General features: G+C 70.1%; 18 protein-coding genes. 7 read left to right on the top strand and 11 right to left on the bottom strand.

Annotated features, from left to right (window positions below):
- Position 1 precedes the first annotated feature (1 nt).
- Positions 2-1,120, bottom strand: coding sequence for a quinone-dependent dihydroorotate dehydrogenase (locus AC1DSZ_RS06870; protein ID WP_476837629.1), 1,119 nt, complete (start codon positions 1,118-1,120; stop codon positions 2-4).
- Positions 1,117-1,458, bottom strand: coding sequence for a DUF952 domain-containing protein (locus AC1DSZ_RS06865; RefSeq protein WP_476837628.1), 342 nt, complete (start codon positions 1,456-1,458; stop codon positions 1,117-1,119). The genes AC1DSZ_RS06870 and AC1DSZ_RS06865 overlap by 4 nt, the downstream gene beginning before the upstream one ends.
- A 158-nt stretch (positions 1,459-1,616) precedes the next feature.
- Here AC1DSZ_RS06865 and AC1DSZ_RS06860 point away from each other — a divergent pair, with 158 nt between their 5' ends.
- Positions 1,617-2,258: a S24 family peptidase gene (locus AC1DSZ_RS06860; RefSeq protein ID WP_476837627.1), complete on the top strand. Its 642-nt coding sequence runs from the start codon at positions 1,617-1,619 to the stop codon at positions 2,256-2,258.
- On the opposite strand, the gene AC1DSZ_RS06855 is transcribed toward AC1DSZ_RS06860, so the two are convergent.
- The 3 genes from AC1DSZ_RS06855 to AC1DSZ_RS06845 all read right to left on the bottom strand — a co-directional run bounded on the left by AC1DSZ_RS06855 (position 2,239) and on the right by AC1DSZ_RS06845 (position 5,680).
- Positions 2,239-3,000, bottom strand: a complete 762-nt coding sequence (locus AC1DSZ_RS06855; RefSeq protein ID WP_476837626.1) for a TSUP family transporter — start codon at positions 2,998-3,000, stop codon at positions 2,239-2,241. The genes AC1DSZ_RS06860 and AC1DSZ_RS06855 overlap by 20 nt on opposite strands.
- 3 nt (positions 3,001-3,003) lie before the next feature.
- Positions 3,004-4,719, bottom strand: a complete 1,716-nt coding sequence (locus AC1DSZ_RS06850; protein ID WP_476837625.1) for a lysine--tRNA ligase — start codon at positions 4,717-4,719, stop codon at positions 3,004-3,006.
- 115 nt (positions 4,720-4,834) lie between these two features.
- Positions 4,835-5,680, bottom strand: coding sequence for a transporter substrate-binding domain-containing protein (locus AC1DSZ_RS06845; RefSeq protein ID WP_476837624.1), 846 nt, complete (start codon positions 5,678-5,680; stop codon positions 4,835-4,837).
- A gap of 181 nt (positions 5,681-5,861) precedes the next feature.
- Between AC1DSZ_RS06845 and AC1DSZ_RS06840 the strand changes: the two genes are divergently transcribed.
- Positions 5,862-7,772, top strand: coding sequence for a glycosyltransferase family 2 protein (locus tag AC1DSZ_RS06840; protein ID WP_476837623.1), 1,911 nt, complete (start codon positions 5,862-5,864; stop codon positions 7,770-7,772).
- On the opposite strand, the gene AC1DSZ_RS06835 is transcribed toward AC1DSZ_RS06840, so the two are convergent.
- The 3 genes from AC1DSZ_RS06835 to AC1DSZ_RS06825 form a co-directional block, all read right to left on the bottom strand.
- Complete coding sequence (locus AC1DSZ_RS06835; protein ID WP_476837622.1) at positions 7,717-8,322, bottom strand: SCO family protein; 606 nt, start codon at positions 8,320-8,322, stop codon at positions 7,717-7,719. The genes AC1DSZ_RS06840 and AC1DSZ_RS06835 overlap by 56 nt on opposite strands.
- A gap of 24 nt (positions 8,323-8,346) precedes the next feature.
- Positions 8,347-8,520 (bottom strand): hypothetical protein, encoded by a 174-nt coding sequence (locus AC1DSZ_RS06830; RefSeq protein WP_476837621.1) that lies wholly within the window; start codon positions 8,518-8,520, stop codon positions 8,347-8,349.
- A gap of 101 nt (positions 8,521-8,621) precedes the next feature.
- The gene (locus AC1DSZ_RS06825; RefSeq protein WP_476837620.1) at positions 8,622-10,007 is read right to left on the bottom strand and encodes a hypothetical protein; all 1,386 of its coding nucleotides are present in this window, start codon (positions 10,005-10,007) and stop codon (positions 8,622-8,624) included.
- A gap of 228 nt (positions 10,008-10,235) precedes the next feature.
- Here AC1DSZ_RS06825 and AC1DSZ_RS06820 point away from each other — a divergent pair, with 228 nt between their 5' ends.
- On the top strand, positions 10,236-10,874 hold the full coding sequence (locus tag AC1DSZ_RS06820; RefSeq protein WP_476837810.1) for a response regulator: 639 nt from the start codon (positions 10,236-10,238) through the stop codon (positions 10,872-10,874).
- Between the two features lie 24 nt (positions 10,875-10,898).
- On the opposite strand, the gene AC1DSZ_RS06815 is transcribed toward AC1DSZ_RS06820, so the two are convergent.
- Positions 10,899-11,843, bottom strand: coding sequence for an alpha/beta hydrolase (locus tag AC1DSZ_RS06815; protein WP_476837619.1), 945 nt, complete (start codon positions 11,841-11,843; stop codon positions 10,899-10,901).
- Between the two features lie 143 nt (positions 11,844-11,986).
- Between AC1DSZ_RS06815 and AC1DSZ_RS06810 the strand changes: the two genes are divergently transcribed.
- Both AC1DSZ_RS06810 and AC1DSZ_RS06805 read left to right on the top strand, forming a co-directional pair.
- A complete protein-coding gene (locus AC1DSZ_RS06810) occupies positions 11,987-12,253 on the top strand; it encodes a DUF6460 domain-containing protein (protein WP_476837618.1) in 267 nt (88 codons plus the stop codon).
- A gap of 10 nt (positions 12,254-12,263) precedes the next feature.
- Positions 12,264-13,607, top strand: coding sequence for an MATE family efflux transporter (locus AC1DSZ_RS06805; protein WP_476837617.1), 1,344 nt, complete (start codon positions 12,264-12,266; stop codon positions 13,605-13,607).
- Positions 13,608-13,711: 104 nt separating this feature from the next.
- On the opposite strand, the gene AC1DSZ_RS06800 is transcribed toward AC1DSZ_RS06805, so the two are convergent.
- On the bottom strand, positions 13,712-14,044 hold the full coding sequence (locus tag AC1DSZ_RS06800; protein ID WP_476837616.1) for a hypothetical protein: 333 nt from the start codon (positions 14,042-14,044) through the stop codon (positions 13,712-13,714).
- A 170-nt stretch (positions 14,045-14,214) separates the two neighbouring features.
- On the opposite strand from AC1DSZ_RS06800, the gene AC1DSZ_RS06795 reads away from it, so the two are divergent.
- Both AC1DSZ_RS06795 and pdeM read left to right on the top strand, forming a co-directional pair.
- The gene (locus AC1DSZ_RS06795) at positions 14,215-16,791 is read left to right on the top strand and encodes a ligase-associated DNA damage response DEXH box helicase (RefSeq protein WP_476837615.1); all 2,577 of its coding nucleotides are present in this window, start codon (positions 14,215-14,217) and stop codon (positions 16,789-16,791) included.
- Positions 16,788-17,504, top strand: a complete 717-nt coding sequence (pdeM, locus tag AC1DSZ_RS06790; protein WP_476837614.1) for a ligase-associated DNA damage response endonuclease PdeM — start codon at positions 16,788-16,790, stop codon at positions 17,502-17,504. Before AC1DSZ_RS06795 ends, pdeM begins: the two co-directional genes overlap by 4 nt.
- Here pdeM and AC1DSZ_RS06785 read toward each other — a convergent pair.
- The gene (locus tag AC1DSZ_RS06785) at positions 17,501-17,998 is read right to left on the bottom strand and encodes a DUF3429 domain-containing protein (RefSeq protein WP_476837613.1); all 498 of its coding nucleotides are present in this window, start codon (positions 17,996-17,998) and stop codon (positions 17,501-17,503) included. The two genes, pdeM and AC1DSZ_RS06785, sit on opposite strands and share 4 nt — an antisense overlap.
- Positions 17,999-18,038: the final 40 nt, after the last annotated feature.

Genomic DNA, 18,038 nt, shown 5'->3' with positions numbered 1-18,038 from the left:
CTCAGCCGATCCAGCCCTCGGCCGGCTGTTCGGCGATCTCGGCCGCGCGTCGGCCGACCACGGGCGCGAGGCTGTCCAGTCGCTCCGCCGCGAGCCGCCGGGCGAGCCCGGCCAGGATCTCGTCCACGAGCCCCGCGCCCTTGTAGACCAGCGCCGAGTAGAGCTGGATCAGCGTCGCGCCGGCCTCGATCTTGGTCCAGGCGGTCTCGGCCGAGTCGATGCCGCCCACGCCGACGAGCGGGAACGCGCCCTCGACGCGCTGGTGCGCGGCGGCCAGCATGCGGGTGGACAGGGCGAAGAGCGGCCGGCCCGACAGGCCACCCTGCTCGCGGGCAGTCTCGGTTTCGCGCAGCGTGGTCGGCCGGCTGATCGTGGTGTTGGAGACGATCAGGCCGTCGATGGCCCGGCGCCGCGACACGGTGACGATCGAATCGAGATCCGCCAGCCCGAGGTCCGGCGCGATCTTCAGCAGCACGGGCTTACGGCCATGACGCTCGGCGGCGGCGTCGCGGGCCGCCAGCACGCGCGCCAGCAGGTCGTCCAGCGCCGCCTCGTGCTGCAGGTCGCGCAGGCCGGGCGTGTTGGGCGACGAAATGTTGACGGTGAAATAGGTCGCCAGGGGCGCGAACGTCTCGATGCCGCGCACATAGTCGGCGGCGCGGTCGGCCGCGTCCTTGTTGGCCCCGATGTTGACGCCCAGAATGCCGGGCCGGCCGGCGCGGGCCTGAAGCCTGGCGAGCGCCGCCGCATGGCCGGCGTTGTTGAAGCCGAGGCGGTTGACCACGCCCTCGTCGCCTGGCAGCCGGAACACGCGCGGCCGCGGATTGCCGGCCTGCGCCAGCGGCGTGATCGTGCCGACCTCCGCAAAGCCGAAGCCGAGGCCCAGCATGGCGTCCGGAACCTCGGCGTTCTTGTCGAAGCCCGCCGCGATGCCGAGCGGGTTGGGGAAGTCCAGCCCGAAAGCCGCGACGCGCAGAAGGGGATCGGGCCGGGGCGCGGGCAGCGCCGGCAAGCGTGAGAGCGCCTGAATGGTCATCCCATGCGCCGTTTCGGCGTCGAGCCGGTGCAGCATCGGCAGGGCGAGCGCGCCGAGACGCCCGGCGAGGAACCGCCCGATCACGCGACATCCTCCGGAAACAGGTGCGCGCCATCTGGCCCGAGTCCAAGCGGCCTGACGCTGCGCGCCGCCGCGACCGGTAGCGGCTCGTAAAGGTGCGGAAACAGCGCGCCGCCGCGCGACGGCTCCCAGCGCAGCGCCGGGCCGAGGTCGTCGGCCTCAACGGCCACGAGCAGCAAGTCGGCCTGCCCGGCAAAGTGCTTGGCGGCTGTCTCGCGGGCCTGCGCGCCGGTCGAGAAATGAATATAGCCGTCGGCCAGGTCCACAGGCGCTCCCGCGAAGGCGCCGGCCTCTTCGGCGACGCGCCACAGCGCAGCCGGAACGATCTTGTAGATGAGCATGCGCCCCCCGAATGTCCTCCGGCTTTAAGCCATGGCGCCCGCAATGATCAACGGTTCATAAACCCCGCGCACGTCAGCGCTGTTGCATTCCGCAGGCGGTGGGATTAAATCCATAAAGGCGGATGATGATCCTCCCACTTGCCCGGAGGCCTTTTTGCATGACCACGCGGCTTTCTCACACCCAGGTCTGGGCGGCGATCGACGCCCTTGCGGCCAAATACCAGTTTTCAGCCTCCGGTCTCGCCCGGCGGGCGGGGCTCGACCCCACGACCTTTAATAAATCCAAGCGCACATCCCCGGATGGGCGCGATCGATGGCCCTCCACCGAGTCGATTTCCAAGGTCCTGGACGCCACCGGCGCCACCATCGAGGAATTCATGGCGCTGATCGCGCCGCGCACGGTGGAGTACAAGAGCCGCTCCCTGCCGCTGCTCGGCCTCGCCCAGGCGGGCGCCGGCGGCTTCTTCGACGACGCCGGCCTGCCCAAGGGGGAGGGCTGGGACGAGGTCGATTTCCCCGACCTGCCGGAGGGCGACGCCTACGCGCTGGAGGTCACGGGCGATTCGATGCTGCCGCTCTACCGTGACGGCGACGTGATCGTGTGCTCGCCTTCGGCCTCCGTGCGCCGCGGCGACCGCGTCGTGGTGAAGACCGCGACCGGCGAGGTGATGGCCAAGGAGTTGAAGCGCAAGACCGCCAAGTCGATCGAGCTCGTCTCGCTCAATCCCGATCACGCCGAACGCAGCATCCCGATCGCCGACGTGGTCTGGATGGCTCGCATCATGTGGGCGAGCCAGTGACGAGCAGCCACAGCCCGCGCGCCACATAGGTGAGGCTAACGGTGCGGATGATGACGCGGCTCCACCAGCGAAAGCCGGCGTCGCTCATCCGGTGCAGCACGATCGCGGCCAGCGACGTGCCCGCGAAGGCGGTCACGATCGCGAGTGCGTAGACCCACCAGGGCAGGCTCTCGTCCATGAGGCTCGCGAAGCTGCCGAAATAGGCGACGCGCAGCAGGTGCGCGACCGTTTGCGTCGCCGCCTTGGTGGCCACGATCGTTTTACGGTCGAGGCCGCTGTTCTGGAAGAAGATGTCGAGCACGTTGCCGGCCGCGCCCGCCAGGAGCTGCAGCACCATGATGATGGCGCCGCAATACACCGGCGCGCCGCGGCGGGTGATGTCCATCCGCAAGCCATGCGGCAGGCGCTCGGCCACGAAGGGCAGCAGCCCGAGGCCGAGATAGATCGTCGCCTTGTCGGGGACGTACGCGATCGCCTTCATGACCGCGAAGGCCGCCACCGAGCCGATGAGGTAGCCGGTGAAGATCCGCCACTGGACAAAGCGCCGCCACAACAGCGTGCGCCAGCCGTTCGAGGCCATCTGAGTGGTCCCGAACAGCACCATCGCGGGCGCGACGTCCAGCATCAGCAGCAGCACGCCGAGCAGGATCATCCCGCCCGCCATGCCGAAGATGCCCGACAGAAACGACGTGACCAGGACGGTCCCGCCGAGCGCCGCGACCAGGGCAGGCCCGAAAACCACCGATCAGGCCGGCTTGCGCGACGCCAGGAACGCCTCGTGCTCGGCGATCAGCCCGCCGGACAGCCCCTTCGCGATCAGCGCGCGGGTCTCGGCCACGCCGTACAGCGCCGCGAAGGATCCGAAGCGCGGCCCCCGCTCGGCCCCGAGCAGGATCTGGTACAGCATCGAGAACCACTGCTGCGACACGCCGGGACGGCCGTCCGGGCTCTTGGATTTGCCGCTGGTGTCGGGGAAATGCTTGCGGCCGACCTCGTAAACGGCGAACTGGATGGCGTCGCCGTCCGTCGAGCCCTCGAATTGTGCCAAAGCGGCCGAGAGATCCTCCAGGGCGGCGCGCTCCGCTTCGGTCGGGGCGCGGTACACCTTCGAGGGCCGCACGAAGTCGCGGAAATAAGCCACCGCGTAGCGCACCAGCTTGTCGAGCCGTGGGTTCGCCTCTGGCGAGGCGCCCGGCGCGTAGCGGCGCAGGAAGCCCCAGAGCACGGCCGGGTCCTCCGAATTCGCCACCGCCACGAGGTTGAGCAGCATGCCAAACGTCACCGTGGTGGCGGCCGCGTTGGCGTCCGCGCTGTGGATCGTCTCGGGCGCAGGCGGATTGCCGCCATGGATGTGCCAGACCGGGTTGGCGAGCTGCTCGCGCAGGCCCTGCTTCTGATAGCGCTCCAGGAAGCCGATATAGTCGTCCACGGCGCGCGGGATCACGTCGAAGAACAGCTTCTTCGCCTCGCGCGGCTTGTTGTACATGAACAGCGACAGGCTCTCGGGGCTCGCATAGCCCAGCCACTCGTCGATGGTCAGGCCGTTGCCCTTCGACTTCGAGATCTTCTGCCCCTTGTCGTCCAGGAAGAGCTCGTAGTTGAAACCGTCCGGCGGCGTGGCGCCGAGCGCCCGCGCGATCTCGCCCGACAGCTTCACGCTGTCGATCAGGTCCTTGCCGGCCATTTCGTAGTCGACGCCGAGCGCCACCCACCGCATCGCCCAGTCGGGCTTCCACTGCAGCTTGCAGGCGCCGCCCAGCACCGATGTCTCGAAGCGCTCGCCGCTGTCGGGATCGCGCCACACGATGGTGGCGGCGTCGCGGTTCACCTCGTCGATCGGCACCTGCATCACCACCCCGGTCTTCGGGTGAAGCGGCAGGAAGGGCGAGTAGCTCTGCGCCCGCTCGGCCCGCAGCGACGGCAGCATGATCGCCATCACGGCGTCGTAGCGCTCCAGCATGAGCCGAAGGGTCGCGTCGAAGCGGCCGGCCTTGTAGCAGTCGGTGGCCGACAGGAACTCGTAGTCGAAGCCGAACGCGTCCAGAAACGCCCGCAGCCGGGCGTTGTTGTGCTCGCCGAAGCTCGGATGCGTGCCGAACGGGTCGGGAACCTGCGTCAGCGGCTTGCCGAGCGCGCCCGCCAGCATCTCCTTGTTCGGGACGTTGTCGGGGACCTTGCGCAGCCCGTCCATGTCGTCCGAGAACGCGACCAGCCGGGTCGGGATCTTGTCGTCCGTCAGCACCCGGAAGGCGTGGCGCACCATGGTGGTGCGCGCCACCTCGCCGAAGGTGCCGATATGCGGCAGGCCGGACGGGCCATAGCCGGTCTCGAACAGCACCTCGGTCTTGCCCGAGCGCTTGATCCGCTCCACCAGCTTGCGCGCTTCCTCGAACGGCCACGCGAGACCGGCCTGGGCGGCCTCCTGGAGGGTCTGCGGCTGGTCGGTCGCGGGCGCGGACATGAGCGGGACTTTCGGTGCGTTCAACGGGATCAAGCCCGGCCGCCATCGCTGGCCCGGGCGCGGCGGACCATAGGAACCCGAGGCCGAAGGGTCAATGCGGAGGCGCGCCGCGCCCCTAGTAGAACCCCACCGGGAAATACCGCAGGTAGATCTCGGCGTAGACGCCGCGCTCGGCGACGCGCTGGAGGGCCCAGTCGATGGCCCGCCGCAGCACGACCTCGTTCTTGCGGGTCGCGATCGCGACGCCTTCGCCGAACCATCGGCTTTCCTGGTAGGGGCCGCCCACGAAGGCGCAGCAGTCGCCCGCTTCCTGGCCGTTGAGCCAGATCGCCATCGTGAGGCCGTCCGCGAACAGGAGGTCGACGTCGCCGCGCATCAACGCCGCCCGGGCCCGGTCGAGATCGTCGAACGGCTTGCGCTGCGCCTGGGGAAAGAACGTCTCCAGGAAGTCCTCATGCGCCGAGCGCGCCACCACCGCGACCGTCTTGCCCGCCAGGGCGGCCGGCGACGGATCGAGCGCGGCGCCGGCCCGGCCGACGAAGCGGGCCGGGGTTCGCAGATAGGGCGACGTGAAGCCGTAGCTCTCGCGCAGCTTGGGGGTGACCCGCAGCGACGCCACGATGGCGTCGCCCCGGCCCTCGCGCAGCGCGTCGAACAGCGTGTCCCAGCGCCGCGCCTGAACCGTGCAGGCGACGCTGAGCGCGTCGCACACCGCGCGCGCGAGGTCGACGTTGAAGCCCGCCAGCTTGCCCTCCTCGGTCAGGAAATGCATGGGCGGGTAATCATCCTCGGTGAGGAAGCGGATGACCCGGATCGACGACAGGTCCGGCTTGTCCGGCCGCTGCGCCGGATCCCAGAAGCCCGGGATAAAAACCTTGTCCTGCGCGGCGGCCTGGGCCGGGGACTGCGCCTGAGCGCCCGTATCGGGGCTTCGAGTCTGCGCCGTCGCCGGCTCGGACATCGGCATGACGGCGAAGCAAATCAGCAGAACGGCGACAAGGCGCCAGCTACGTAACCACAACCCGTCTTTTCCGGATAGGTTAGGTTGTAAATTGATCAATGTGAGACTCTTCACTCTGAGGCATCGATATCCGCTCTAGCCTTTCACTATTACACCGATGCTTGCCGGGCGGGAATTGCCGATGAGCCACATTGCGTCTCCCGCCTCCCAGCGCGCGCCTCCGCTGCCGCACACGCTCAGCTTTCTCGCCGAGATCGGGTTGCCGGTCGCCGACGCGGCGGCCTGTCTCGCGCGGGCGAAAGGGACCGGTCGGCCGCTGGACGAGATCGTCGTCGGTGCGGGCCTGATCAGCGAGGAGGAGTTCTACCGCGGTCTGGCGAGGCGCATCGGTGCGCCCTTTCTGCGCAGCTTCGCAACCGATCCTGCGCTTCCGGCGCCGGGAGCGGACGTCGGAGCCGCCCCTCTGGCGCCCGGGTTCGGCGCGCGTTTCGCACTGGCGCCGCGCGGCGAGGCGCTCGACCGGCTGCTCGAGCGCGCCCGTCCGGGCGGATCGATGCCCGGCGCCGGCGTCACCACGCCGTCGCGCCTGGCCTCGTCGCTGCGCGCCGGCATCGAGGCCCGGATGGCGCATGAGGCCGCAAACGCCTTACCGGATGCATCGCCGCTCTTGTCCGTGCGGGATGGCTGCACGCCGCGTGAGCGCTTTTGGCTGGGGAGCCTGGCGGCCGGGTTGCTCGCCGCCGTCGCGGCGTCACCGCAGATGACCATCTCGATCCTGATGCTGCTGTGTGGAGCGCTCTTCCTGTTCGGCGCGGCCCTGCGATTGGCCGCATGCCTCGAGGTCCGTGACAGCGAGCCGACATGCCCACCCCTCAGCGACGCCGCGCTGCCGCGCTACACAATCCTCGCCCCGCTCCACCGCGAAGGACGGGTGCTTCACCAACTCGTGCAGGCGTTGGCCGCGCTCGATTACCCGCCCGAGAAGCTCGACATCAAGCTGCTGGTCGAGGCGGACGATGCTGAAACGCTGTCGGCGGCGGGCCGGCTCGAAATGCCTCCCCAGTTCGCCGTCGTGATCTGCCCTCCGGGCCTGCCGCGCACGAAGCCGCGCGCGCTCAACATGGGTCTGCGCAGCGCCACCGGCGCGCTCCTCGTCGTCTACGACGCCGAAGACCTGCCCGATCCCGATCAACTCCGCCTCGCGGCTGCCCGCTTCGCGTCAGCGCCCCGTGAACTCGCCTGTCTGCAGGCCCGGTTGGCGCCGCACAATCACGCGGCTTGCCGGCTCGCGCACCTGTTTGCGCTGGAATATGCCGCCTTGTTCCGCGTCATCATCCCCGGTTTCGCAAGGTTGGGCCTCCCCATCCCGCTCGGCGGCACGTCGAACCATTTCCGCGTCGACGTCCTGCGCCGCATTCTCGCCTGGGACGCCTGGAACGTTGCGGAGGACGCCGACCTCGGATTGAGGCTGGCCCGGCTAGGCTGGTCGGTCGGCGCGCTCGCGTCCACGACCCGCGAGGAGGCGGTGATCACCAGCCGGGCCTGGATGGCGCAGCGAAGCCGCTGGCTAAAGGGCTGGATGCAGTCATCCCTCGTGCATGGCCGCGCCATTTTTCGCCACGAGCGGGCCTCCCCGTTCGAAAAGCTGGTCATCGTCTCGCACACGATCGGGCTCGTTCTGGCCGCTCTGGGCTTTCCATTCTTCCTGGCGGCCCTGTTTTGGAAGCTTTGCGACGGCTCGCTCCTGAACCCGTCCGGAGCAGTCGACAGGGCGGCCGCGGGGCTCTCCGTGCTGGTGTTCGCGGTTGGCGTCGTCGCGCTGGTCCTGCCGCTGGGCCTGGGCGCACGCAGGGCAAAACTGCGGTTCGGCGCCGGGGATCTGGCCCTGTTCTGCCTCTATCTGCTGCTGATGTGCGCGGCGGCTTGGCGCGCGGCCTGGGAGCTCGTCCGCAACCCGCAGGGTTGGAACAAGACCGAGCACGGGCTATCGCCTCCGTCGCGGGCGTCAGGACCGCGCGTGCTCATCCCGCGCCCGCTCAGAAGTAGCGCTGAACGTCCTTGGCCGATTCGGCGGCCCCGCGTTGCAAGTTGAAGGCTCCCGCGAAGCGGCCGTTCTTGTCCATCAGATAGACCAGCGCGGTGTGGTCCATGGTGTACTCGCCGCCTTCGAGCGGCACCTTGCGGGAGAACACCCGGTAGGCCTTCAACACGGGGTCCAGCGCCGCGCGGTCGCCCGAAAGGCCGGTGATGCGCTTGTCGAAGCTCGACAGGTAGGTCTTCATCAGTTCCGGCGTATCGCGCTCGGGATCCACCGTGATGAAGAACGCCTGCAGACGGTCCGCCTGCGGGCCCAGCGCGTCGAACACCTGCGTGACATCCTGCAGCGTGGTCGGGCACACGTCCGGGCAATGCGTGAAGCCGAAGAAGATCAGCGACGGCTTGCCCTTCAGGATCGCTTCGCTCACCGGCTTGCCATCCTGGTCGACGAGGCGGAACGGCCCGCCCACCGCGCCGGCGGCGCTCTGCTGCCCGCCCGGCGCAAGCGCCACATAGGCAGCGACGCCGAGCCCGATCACGCCGAACAGGAACGCCACGAGGGGCAGGACGAGCCGGGTCGCGGACTTCGGGGCGGGGTCGGTCATGGGTGAACTCGAAGCGTGAGGAGGTCAGAAGCACCAGGCTAGCGCCGCCGACACCACGTCGGTGAAGACGATCTCGCCCTGCGCGGCCCACAGAAGCAGGCCCGCGCCCGTGAGGCTCGCGGCCACGCCCGCCCACAAGGCGACGTGAAGCCCGCGCCGTCCGGCGCCGGGGTCGTCCCATTCGGCAGGTTGCGTCATCGCGAATGCTCCGCGAGCCAGTCGAAGCCGCATGCCTCGATCGTGCCCCTGATATAGGCGCATGCGGCCGCTTGGCCAATCCGCGATTGGCGCCGCCCGCGTCAGAGCATGTCGTCGGCCAGAGGTCTCGGCAGCACGGTCGACCGGCGGGTGAACAGGCTCGCGACCGCACCGGCCGCCAGCCCCACCGCGCAGCCGACCACGCCAGCCGACGCCGGAAGGCCGGATGGCCCAAGCCGGCCGTCGATCAGCGCCAGCGTGACGACGAGCCCGGCCCCGAGCGCCGCAAAACCTCCGGCCGCGGTGGCGCGGTCCCAGGCCGCGCCGAGCAGGATGGGCGGGAGCAGCGCGCCGACCGTGAGCGCCGCCGCGGCTTCAGCCTGCGTGGCGGCGACGCCCGGGGCCCAGCCGACGGCGCCTGCCGCGACCACGATGGACGCGAGGATGGCGAAGCGGATCAGCGCGAAGCGCGCCGACGCGGGCGTGCGCCGCCGGTCGATGCGGGGGCGGAAATCGAAGCCAATCGCCTGGCCGGCGGCGAGCAGCAACGCTCCGGCGGCCGCAAGGCTCGCGGCCAAGAACAGGATCTCGATCGCGATCGGTCCGAAAACGCCGCTTGGGCTAGCGAAGGTTGGCCCAGCCGCAAATGCGATCAGGCACACCGTGATGGCCGCCCACAGAAGCGCAAGCCGCATGTCGGCGGGTTTGTCGATGCCGGGCCACACTGTCTGGAATGCCGGAAACGCCAGCGCGCTCAGGGCCGCCCCCACGCCAATCGCCATCCCGCCCGGCCGCGTCAACGGCGACAGGAGCCCGATCATGCGTTCCGGCGAAGACTCGGCCTGTGTGGCCCAGAGGGCCGCCGCGCAGGTCGCGACCACAAGCGCCAGCGCAACGCCGGCGCGGGACTGGCTTCGCGATCCGCCCGGAAGGCTCGTGAACGCCAGAACGAGGCCGCCCAGCACGGCCGCCTGGGGGCGCGTGAGCGTGAACAGGCGCGCAAGGCTGTCGGCCGCGTGGCCGAGGGCGGCTGCTCCGAGCCCGAGCGCAGCGGCGGCGAGCACCGCGGCCGCCGCCACCCGCAGCGCCGGGCTGCCGAAGCGGGCTCCCAGGAAACACGGCCAGGTCGGCGCGCCCGACCGGCGCAGCACGGGCCCCAGCAGAAAAGCCGCCAACACGAGCCCGGCGGCGACGCCGAGCGCCGGTTGGCCCGGGAGGCCAAAGGGCAGCAACGCCGCCGTGGCCAGCGTGACGCCGGCCGAAGGGAGCGCCCGGTTCTGGGTCAGGAATTCGGGCAGGCGCATCGTCCCGGACGAGAGACCGCTCACGACCGCCAGGCCGATCGTCACCACCGCGGCGCCGGCCGCGAGCGCCCACGAGGGGGGGATGCCCAGCCGCTCGATCACGAGCACCGAGGCGGCGGACAGCAGGATCACGAACAGGCACAGGGCCGCAAATCGCGCGAAGACCAGCGGAGAAGACATCATCGAACTGCAAATCCCGCACGCATCGCTTGCAAGCAAATCACTTCGCAAATGGGAATAGGCGCACCCTTGCGTTTAAGCTTGGTCGTAAGCTTGGCCATCAGGAGTTTCGCCGATGCGCCGAGCCCTTGCGAAGGCTAACGTCTTCGCGGAATGTTCACAATGCGGACCGGTTTCAACAAGGTTCCATCGGGGGAGGCGAGCTTGAGCGCGACGGCACAGACTCGGATCATGATCGCCGACGACCATCCGCTGGTGCGGGGCGCGCTGCGAACCGCGCTCGCCGGGGTGGTTCCCGAAGCCGACATCGTCGAGGCTGGCACCTTCGAGGATGTCACCGACTGCCTCGGCAAGGGCGCCGATCTCGATCTCGTGCTGCTCGATCTCAGCATGCCGGGCGTGCAGGGCTTCTCGGGGCTGATGTATCTGCGCGCGCAGCACCCCGGCACGCCGGTGGTGGTGGTGTCCGGCAACGAGGATCGCGGCGTCATCCGCCGCTGCATCGAGTTCGGCGCATCGGGCTTCATCCCCAAGAGCGTCGATGTCGAGACCATGCGCGGCGCCATTCGGGACGTGCTCGATGGCGGCGCCTACACGCCGCCGGATGTCGACATGACGTCGCCGATGGATCGCGAAACCGGTGATCTCGTTCGTCGGCTCGGCAGCCTCACGCCCCAGCAGGTCCGCGTGTTGATGATGCTGTCGGAAGGGCTGCTCAACAAGCAGATCGCCTACGAGCTCAGCGTGTCGGAAGCCACCGTGAAGGCGCATGTTTCCGCCATCCTGCAGAAGCTCGGCGTGGAGAGCCGGACGCAGGCCGTGATCGCGGCCTCCAAGATCGCTGCCGGGCAGCCGGTGGCGGTGGAGTAGCCAAGACCGCCCGCCTTCGCGGGATCAGAGCCCGTTCAGGAACGCGTCCGTCTTCGCCAGCGCCTTTTCGGTCAGCGGCCCCGGAAAGCCGATGAACACGTGCGCGCCGCCGGCCCACAGGGCGAGTTCGGCCGCATTCCCGGCCGCCGTCCAGCGCGACGCCATGAACAGGCTGTCGTCCACAAGCGGATCGCGTGTTCCCACCGAGAACAGCGCGGGCGGCAAGCCCGCAAGATCGGCGTGGATGGGCGACACGTCGGGGTCGCGAAGGTCGCCTTTCAGCCGCAGGAAATTCTGCGCGAACAGGAAGATGTCGCGCGTGTTCAGGACGAGCTTCAGGTCGCCCCAGCGCCGCACGCTCGGCGTCTGCGCGAGGTCGTAGCAGCCGGCCGTGAGGTTTGCGCCGCGAAAGGGCGTGAGCCCGTGCCTATCGCGCAGGCGCAGCAGCGTCACCACCGCCAGATGGGCGCCGGCGGATTCGCCGCCGATGAACAGCCGATCGGTCGCGAAGCGCGCCTGGCACTCGCGAACCAGCCAGAGCGCGGCCGCCTCGCAATCGTCCGGCGCCGCCGGATAGGGGTTCTCGGGCGCGAGCCGGTATTCGACCGACACGCAGGCCAGCCCACAATTCTGCGCCAGCCGCTCCAGCCGGTCGTCCTGCATGTCGGCCGTGCCGAACACCCAGCCGCCGCCGTGGATGTGGAGGTAGACCCCGGTCGGCGCGTCCGGGGCGATGACACGCAACTCCAGCGGACCGCCCGGCCCCTCGATCGTCAGCGTGCGGGCGCGCCGGCTGGGCGGAACCAGAGGAAACGCGCCGAGCCCCTGCTTGCGGCGCTCGCGCACAACCGCGGGCGGCACGGACCATTGGTCCGGCAGGCCGCTCAGCTTGGCGAGAATGTCGGCGTTCAGCTTCTGCGTGTCCGGATCCACCGTGGCGGGATCAAAGGCGGTGGGGTCGACGAGCATGAGGTGTTTCCGGTCGCGAAGTTGGGCCGCCATAGAACCGCCCTTCGGGACGCAGGTCCAGAGCGCCATGGCCGTGATTCAGCCGTGATCGTGCTATCAGTGACGGCGTGGAATCGCCCGATCTGCGCGGGCTGGAGACGATGATGGCCAACTCGGACTTTTCTCGCGTGCTCGGCGGCTCGCCGGGCGCGGTGCTCGTGAAGCTGATCTTCATGTCCGTTCTGGTCGGCGCGTTTCTGTCCCTGTTCGGGCTCACGCCGCCCGACCTGCTGCGGGGACTGCGCGACCTCATCGATCGGGTGATGGATCTCGGTTTCGGCGCGGTGCGCGAGGTCTTCCGCTACTTCGTCTACGGCGCGGTGATCGTGGTGCCGATCTGGTTGCTGATGCGGCTTTTCGGCCGCAACTGAGCCCGGTCTGGTGCTCGAGCGCGCCCGCCGGCCCGTCGAGGCCACGGCGGCGAGCGTCATTGGGCTCGCAGCGCCCCTGATGCTCGCTCATCTCACCGAGCCGCTGATCGGCCTGGTGGACACGGCCGTGATCGGCCGGTTGGGCGAGGTCCACCTCCTCGGCGCCGTGGCGATCGGCGCCGTGCTGTTCGACATGCTGTTCTGGGGCCTCGGCTCCCTGCGCATGAGCACCGCCGGGCTCACCGCCCAGGCCCATGGCGCAGGCGACGACAGGGACGTCGCTCTGGCGCTCGCGCGGGCGCTGGTGCTCGCCGTCACGCTCGGCGTGGCCCTGATCGTGCTGCAGCGCCCCATCATGGCGGCGACCTTCGCGTTGATGGACGCCAGCCCGGCCGTCGACGCCGCGGCGCGCGCCTATATCGCCATCCGCATCTGGTCGGGGCCGCTGGCGCTGAGCAACTACGCCATTCTGGGCTCCCTGATCGGGCGCGGCCGCACGGATCTGGGGCTTTTGCTGCAGGTCGGGCTCAACCTCACCAAGGTGGCGGGCACGATCCTGTTCGTGCCCGGCCTTGGATGGGGCATCGAGGGCGCGGCCTTCGCGACCCTCCTGGCCGAGGCGATCGGCCTTCTAGGCGGCGTGCTGCTGCTGCGCCGCATCGGCGGCTTGCCGCGCGGGCTGGCGTGGAGCGCCATCGTGGAGGGGCCGGCGCTGCGCCGCATGCTGGCCGTGAACCGCGACGTCGCGATCCGGACCGTTGCGCTTCTGTCCGCCTTCGCGTTCTTCACCGCCCAGGGCGCTCGCGCCGGGGACGTCGCGCTCGCCGCGAACGCGGTGCTGTACAACCTCTTCCTGATCGGAAGCTATTTCCTGGACGGCTTCGCGACCGCGGCCGAGCAACTCTGCGGCCAGGCGGTCGGCGCTCGCGACGAGCGCGGGTTCCGGTCGACGGTGCGGTTGACCCTGGGACTGAGCCTCGGCGTGGGAGCTGCCGTCTCGGCGGCCGCCTTGATGGGCGGCGCGGCGTTCATTGACGCGATCTCGACGAATGAGGCCGTTCGCGGGGCCGCGAAGTCGTACCTCCCGCTCGCCGCGCTGACGCCGCTGGTCGGCGCCGCCGCGTTCACGTTTGATGGCGTCTATGTCGGCGCGACCTGGACGGCGGCCATGCGCAATCTGATGCTGGCCGCCCTGGCGATCTATCTGGCCGTGTTCTACGGCGGCGTCGCGCTCGTGGGCGCCTGGACCAATGCGGGGCTCTGGATCGCCTTCCTGGTCTTTCTCGGCGTGCGCGGCGTCGGCCAGTGGCGGCTTTATCCCGGACTGGCGCGACGGACCTTTCCGGCTGCCTGAGCCACCTTCCGAAACAAAATGACGGCCCCGCGGGGGCAACGCGGGGCCGTCGGGGACAGGTCGCGTGGAGGTTCAAGGCCGCGACCTGGCCGTTCGAAAAAGGATCAGTCGCAAACCGTACGGCGCACCCGGCGCCAGCCATAGTCGGTCAGGACGCGCCGGTGGACGACGTAGCAGTCGCCCGCCACATAGGCCGGGCCGTAATAGGTGGGGCGAGCGGCCGAAGCCGCGAGGGCGCCGAGCGCCAGCCCGCCAACCACGCCGGCCGCCGCTGCGCCGCCATACCCCCAGCCGCCGTGATGGTAGCCCCAGCCGCCCGCCGAGGCCGGCGTCGCGGTGGCCGCCACGGAGCCGCCAAAGGTGAGCGCGGCGAGGCCGCCGACAAGGAGCTTGCGAGCGCGGGAGGGCAGGGCGGTGCGGGCGGCGATTGCGGTCATGGCGAACTCCTGGGTGGCGGGCCGGACGGCCCGGCGTTGGGGTTGGCCGGTTCTCTCTCGGCCATGGCGGGACAATGCCCTGCGCGCGGCCGGGCCGATGTGTGAGGCCGCACACGGGCCGCCGCGTCGCCAGGGATGACGTCCGGCCCCTCGGGCGCTACCTAAAGGCGGTGAACGCCCCAACCCCCGACGCCGCCCTTCTTCCCGAGCGCTTCCAGCGCTGGTTCGCGGCGCGCGGCTGGGCGCCGCGTCCCCACCAGCTCGCCTTGCTGGCGCGGGCGCGTTCCGGCCGCTCGGCCCTGCTGGTCGCCCCCACCGGCGCGGGCAAGACCCTCGCCGGGTTCCTCCCCAGCCTGATCGAGCTGGCGGACGCGCCGTCGGGCGGGCTGAAGGGCAGGGGCCTCCACACGCTCTACATCTCGCCCCTGAAGGCGCTCGCGACCGACATCGCCCGCAACCTTGAGGCGCCCATCGCCGAGATGGAGCTGCCGATCCGCATCGAAACGCGCACCGGCGACACGCCCTCGCACAAGCGCACGCGCCAGATGCAGCGTCCGCCCGACATCCTGATGACCACGCCCGAGCAGCTCGCCCTGATGCTGGCGCATCGTGACGCCCAGACGGTGTTCGGCGATCTGCGGCGCGTCGTGCTGGACGAGCTGCACGCGCTCGTCACCTCCAAACGCGGCGACCTGCTGTCGCTGGGGCTGGCCCGGCTGAACCGGCTCTCGCCCGGCCTCACGGCGGTGGGCCTGTCCGCCACCGTGCGCGAGCCCGATGACCTGCGTCGCTACCTGGCGCCACAGAGTCACGGCGCCACGACGCCGGAGAGTCACGCCGCCGCGGCGCCGCAGAGCGGCCCTCCGATGGCCGACCTCGTCGTGGTCGAGGGTGGCGCGCCGCCGCTGATCCGCATCCTGGAGGGCGCCCGCATCCTGCCGCTCGCCGGCCACAACGCCGTGCACGCCATGGGGGCCGTCTATGCCGCCATACAGGCGCACAAGACCTCGCTGGTGTTCGTGAACACCCGCATGCAGGCCGAGTTCATGTTCCAGGAGCTCTGGCGCATCAACGAGGATGGGCTCGCCATCGCGCTGCATCACGGCTCGCTCGACGTCGGGCAGCGCCGCAAGGTCGAGGCCGCGATGACTGCCGGCAAGCTGCGCGCGGTGGTGTGCACCTCCACGCTCGATCTCGGCATCGACTGGGGCGACGTCGACCTCGTGATCAACATCGGCGCCCCCAAGGGCGCGAGCCGGCTGATGCAGCGCATCGGCCGCTCCAACCATCGCATGGACGAGGCGTCCAAGGCCTTCCTCGTGCCGGCCAACCGCTTCGAGATCATGGAATGCCGCGCGGCCCTCGACGCCGTCGAGGTCGCCGCCCAGGACACGCCCGACGCCCGCATCGGCGCGCTCGACGTGCTGGCGCAGCACGTGCTCGGCATGGCCTGCGCGGGCCCGTTCGACGCCGACGACCTCTTCGCCGAAGTCTCATCCGCCAGCCCCTATTCGGGGCTGGAGCGCGAGGATTTCGACCGGGTGATGAACTTCGTCGCGACGGGCGGCTACGCGCTGTCGACCTATGACCGCTTCGCCAAGATTCGGAAAGGGACGGACGGGCTCTGGCGCGTCTCGAACCCGCGCATTGCCCAGCAATACCGCATGAACGTCGGCACCATCATCGAGGCTACGTCGCTCAAGGTCCGGCTTGGCCGCATCAAGCACGCGCGGCCGGGATCGCCGGGCGTCATCGCCCGCGGCGGCCGCGTGCTGGGCGAGGTGGAGGAATATTTCGCCGAAAACCTCATCCCGGGCGACACCTTCATCTTCGCCGGCGAGGTGCTGCGCTTCGAGGCGCTGGCCGAGAACGAGGTCGTCGTGTCGCGCGCGCCGGCCGGCACGGACCCCAAGGTGCCGAGCTACGCGGGGGGCAAGTTTCCGCTCTCGACGTTTTTGGCCGCACGCGTCCGCGCCATGCTGGCCGACCCTTCCGAGTGGGGCCGAATGCCGGGCGGCGTCGCCGAGTGGCTGGAGAACCAGCGCCTGCGGTCGGTCCTGCCGCGTCAGGACGACCTGCTGGTGGAGACGTTTCCGCGCGCCGGGCGCCACTACCTCGTCGCATACCCGTTCGAGGGCCGCCTGGCGCACCAGACGCTCGGCATGCTGCTGACGCGGCGGCTGGAGCGCGCCCGCCTGCGCCCGCTCGGCTTCGTGGCGACCGACTACGGCCTCGCCGTCTGGGCTCTATCGGACATGAGCGCCGCCGTCGCGCAGGGCCGGCTCGATCTCACGGACCTCTTCGCCGAGGACATGCTGGGCGACGACCTGGAGGAGTGGCTGGACGAATCCGCCCTGATGAAGCGCACCTTTCGCCAATGCGCCATCATCGCCGGGCTCATCGAGCGCCGCCACCCCGGCCAGGAGAAGACCGGCCGGCAGGTCACGATGTCGACGGACCTCGTCTACGACGTGCTGCGCCGGCACGAGCCGGACCACATCCTCCTGAAGGCGACGCGGCAGGATGCGGCGACTGGTCTCCTCGACTTGAAGCGCCTCGCCGGGATGTTGTCGCGCATCAGGGGGCGAATCGTGCACAAAGCCCTCGAGAGGGTCTCGCCGCTCGCGATCTCGGTCATGCTCGAGATCGGCCGCGAGGCGGTGTATGGCGAGGCGGCGGAGGACATCTTGGCCGAGGCGGAAGCGGAGATGATGGACGAGGCGCTGGCCGGGAAAACCCCGGCGTGAACGCGCGTCCGATCACCTGGGCGACGGGCGAGGCTTGCGAGTCCCCCCTCGCGGTCGGCGAACTCGTGTTCGCGGCGTGCCGCTCGGGCGCGCTGTTCCTGGAGCGCGAGCGCATGCTCGTGGTCGCGGACCTGCACCTCGAAAAAGGCTCCGCCTTCGCGCAGCGCGGCCGCATGCTGCCGCCCTATGACAGCCGGGCCACGCTGGCGTCGCTGGCCGCCGTGGTGGCGCGCTTTCGCCCCGCGACCGTGCTGGTGCTGGGCGACGGCCTGCACGACGTCCGGGCCTTGGAGCGCATGCCATCCGAGGATCTCGCGGCCTTGCGCATTCTGCAGACCGGGGCGGACTGGATCTGGATCGCCGGCAACCACGACCCTGTCGCGCCGGACGGCCTGGGAGGACGTGCCTACGACGCGCTGTCCATCGCGGGCGTGACCTTCCGGCACGAGCCCTCCGCAGGCGGGGATGAGCCGGAGCTTTCCGGCCACCTGCATCCGGCCGCCAAGGTGGTGGGCCGCGGCCGTGCGGTGCGCCGGCGCTGCTTCGTGTCGGATGGCCGCCGCTGCGTCATGCCGGCCTTCGGAGCCTATGCGGGTGGGCTGAACGTGCTCGACCGGGCGTTTACGCCGCTGTTCGGGCGTCGCTTCACCGCCCATGTGGTGGGGTCGGAGCGGGTCTACGCGGTGTCGCCCGCGCAACTGCGGCCGGACTAGCCTTCCACGCCGGGCGTCAGCGCCAGCACGCCGATCAGAACCAGCACCACGGCGGCCGTGAGCAGCAGCCGCAGCGTGCCGTACCAGCGCGGCGTGGAGCCGCGCGACGCGAGCGCAATGTCGGACACGCCCAGCACCAGGAAGCACCCGATCAGCACCACGAGATCGTGCGGGCGCGGCATGAACAGCGCGCCCCAGGCGACGAGCGGCGCCAGCACCGACATAGCAAAAAGGCTCGGCGCCTGCGTGCGATCCGGCAGCAGCAGGCCCACGCCCCAGCGTACGCCGCCCAGAAACGACGTGATCACCACCCCGTAGCCGACCAGGGCGGCCCGGAAGAAGCCCGGCGCCAGGCCGACCCGGCTTTCGGCCTGCACCAGGGCGGCGACGCCCAGAACCACAAACGGGATCACGCCCGCGCCGCCCAGCAGCATGGCGCTGGTCGGGATGGCGCGGTCGTCGACGGCGGCCGGGGTGGCGGCGGTTTCGGTCATGGTCACTCCTGCAGGTCAGGCGCAGCGATAGCCAAGGCGT

The sequence above is a fragment of the Alsobacter sp. P4_H11 genome (genome assembly GCF_056400925.1).
Note: the sequence above shows the minus strand (reverse complement) of the source record. Positions and strands in the feature narration are given on the sequence as shown.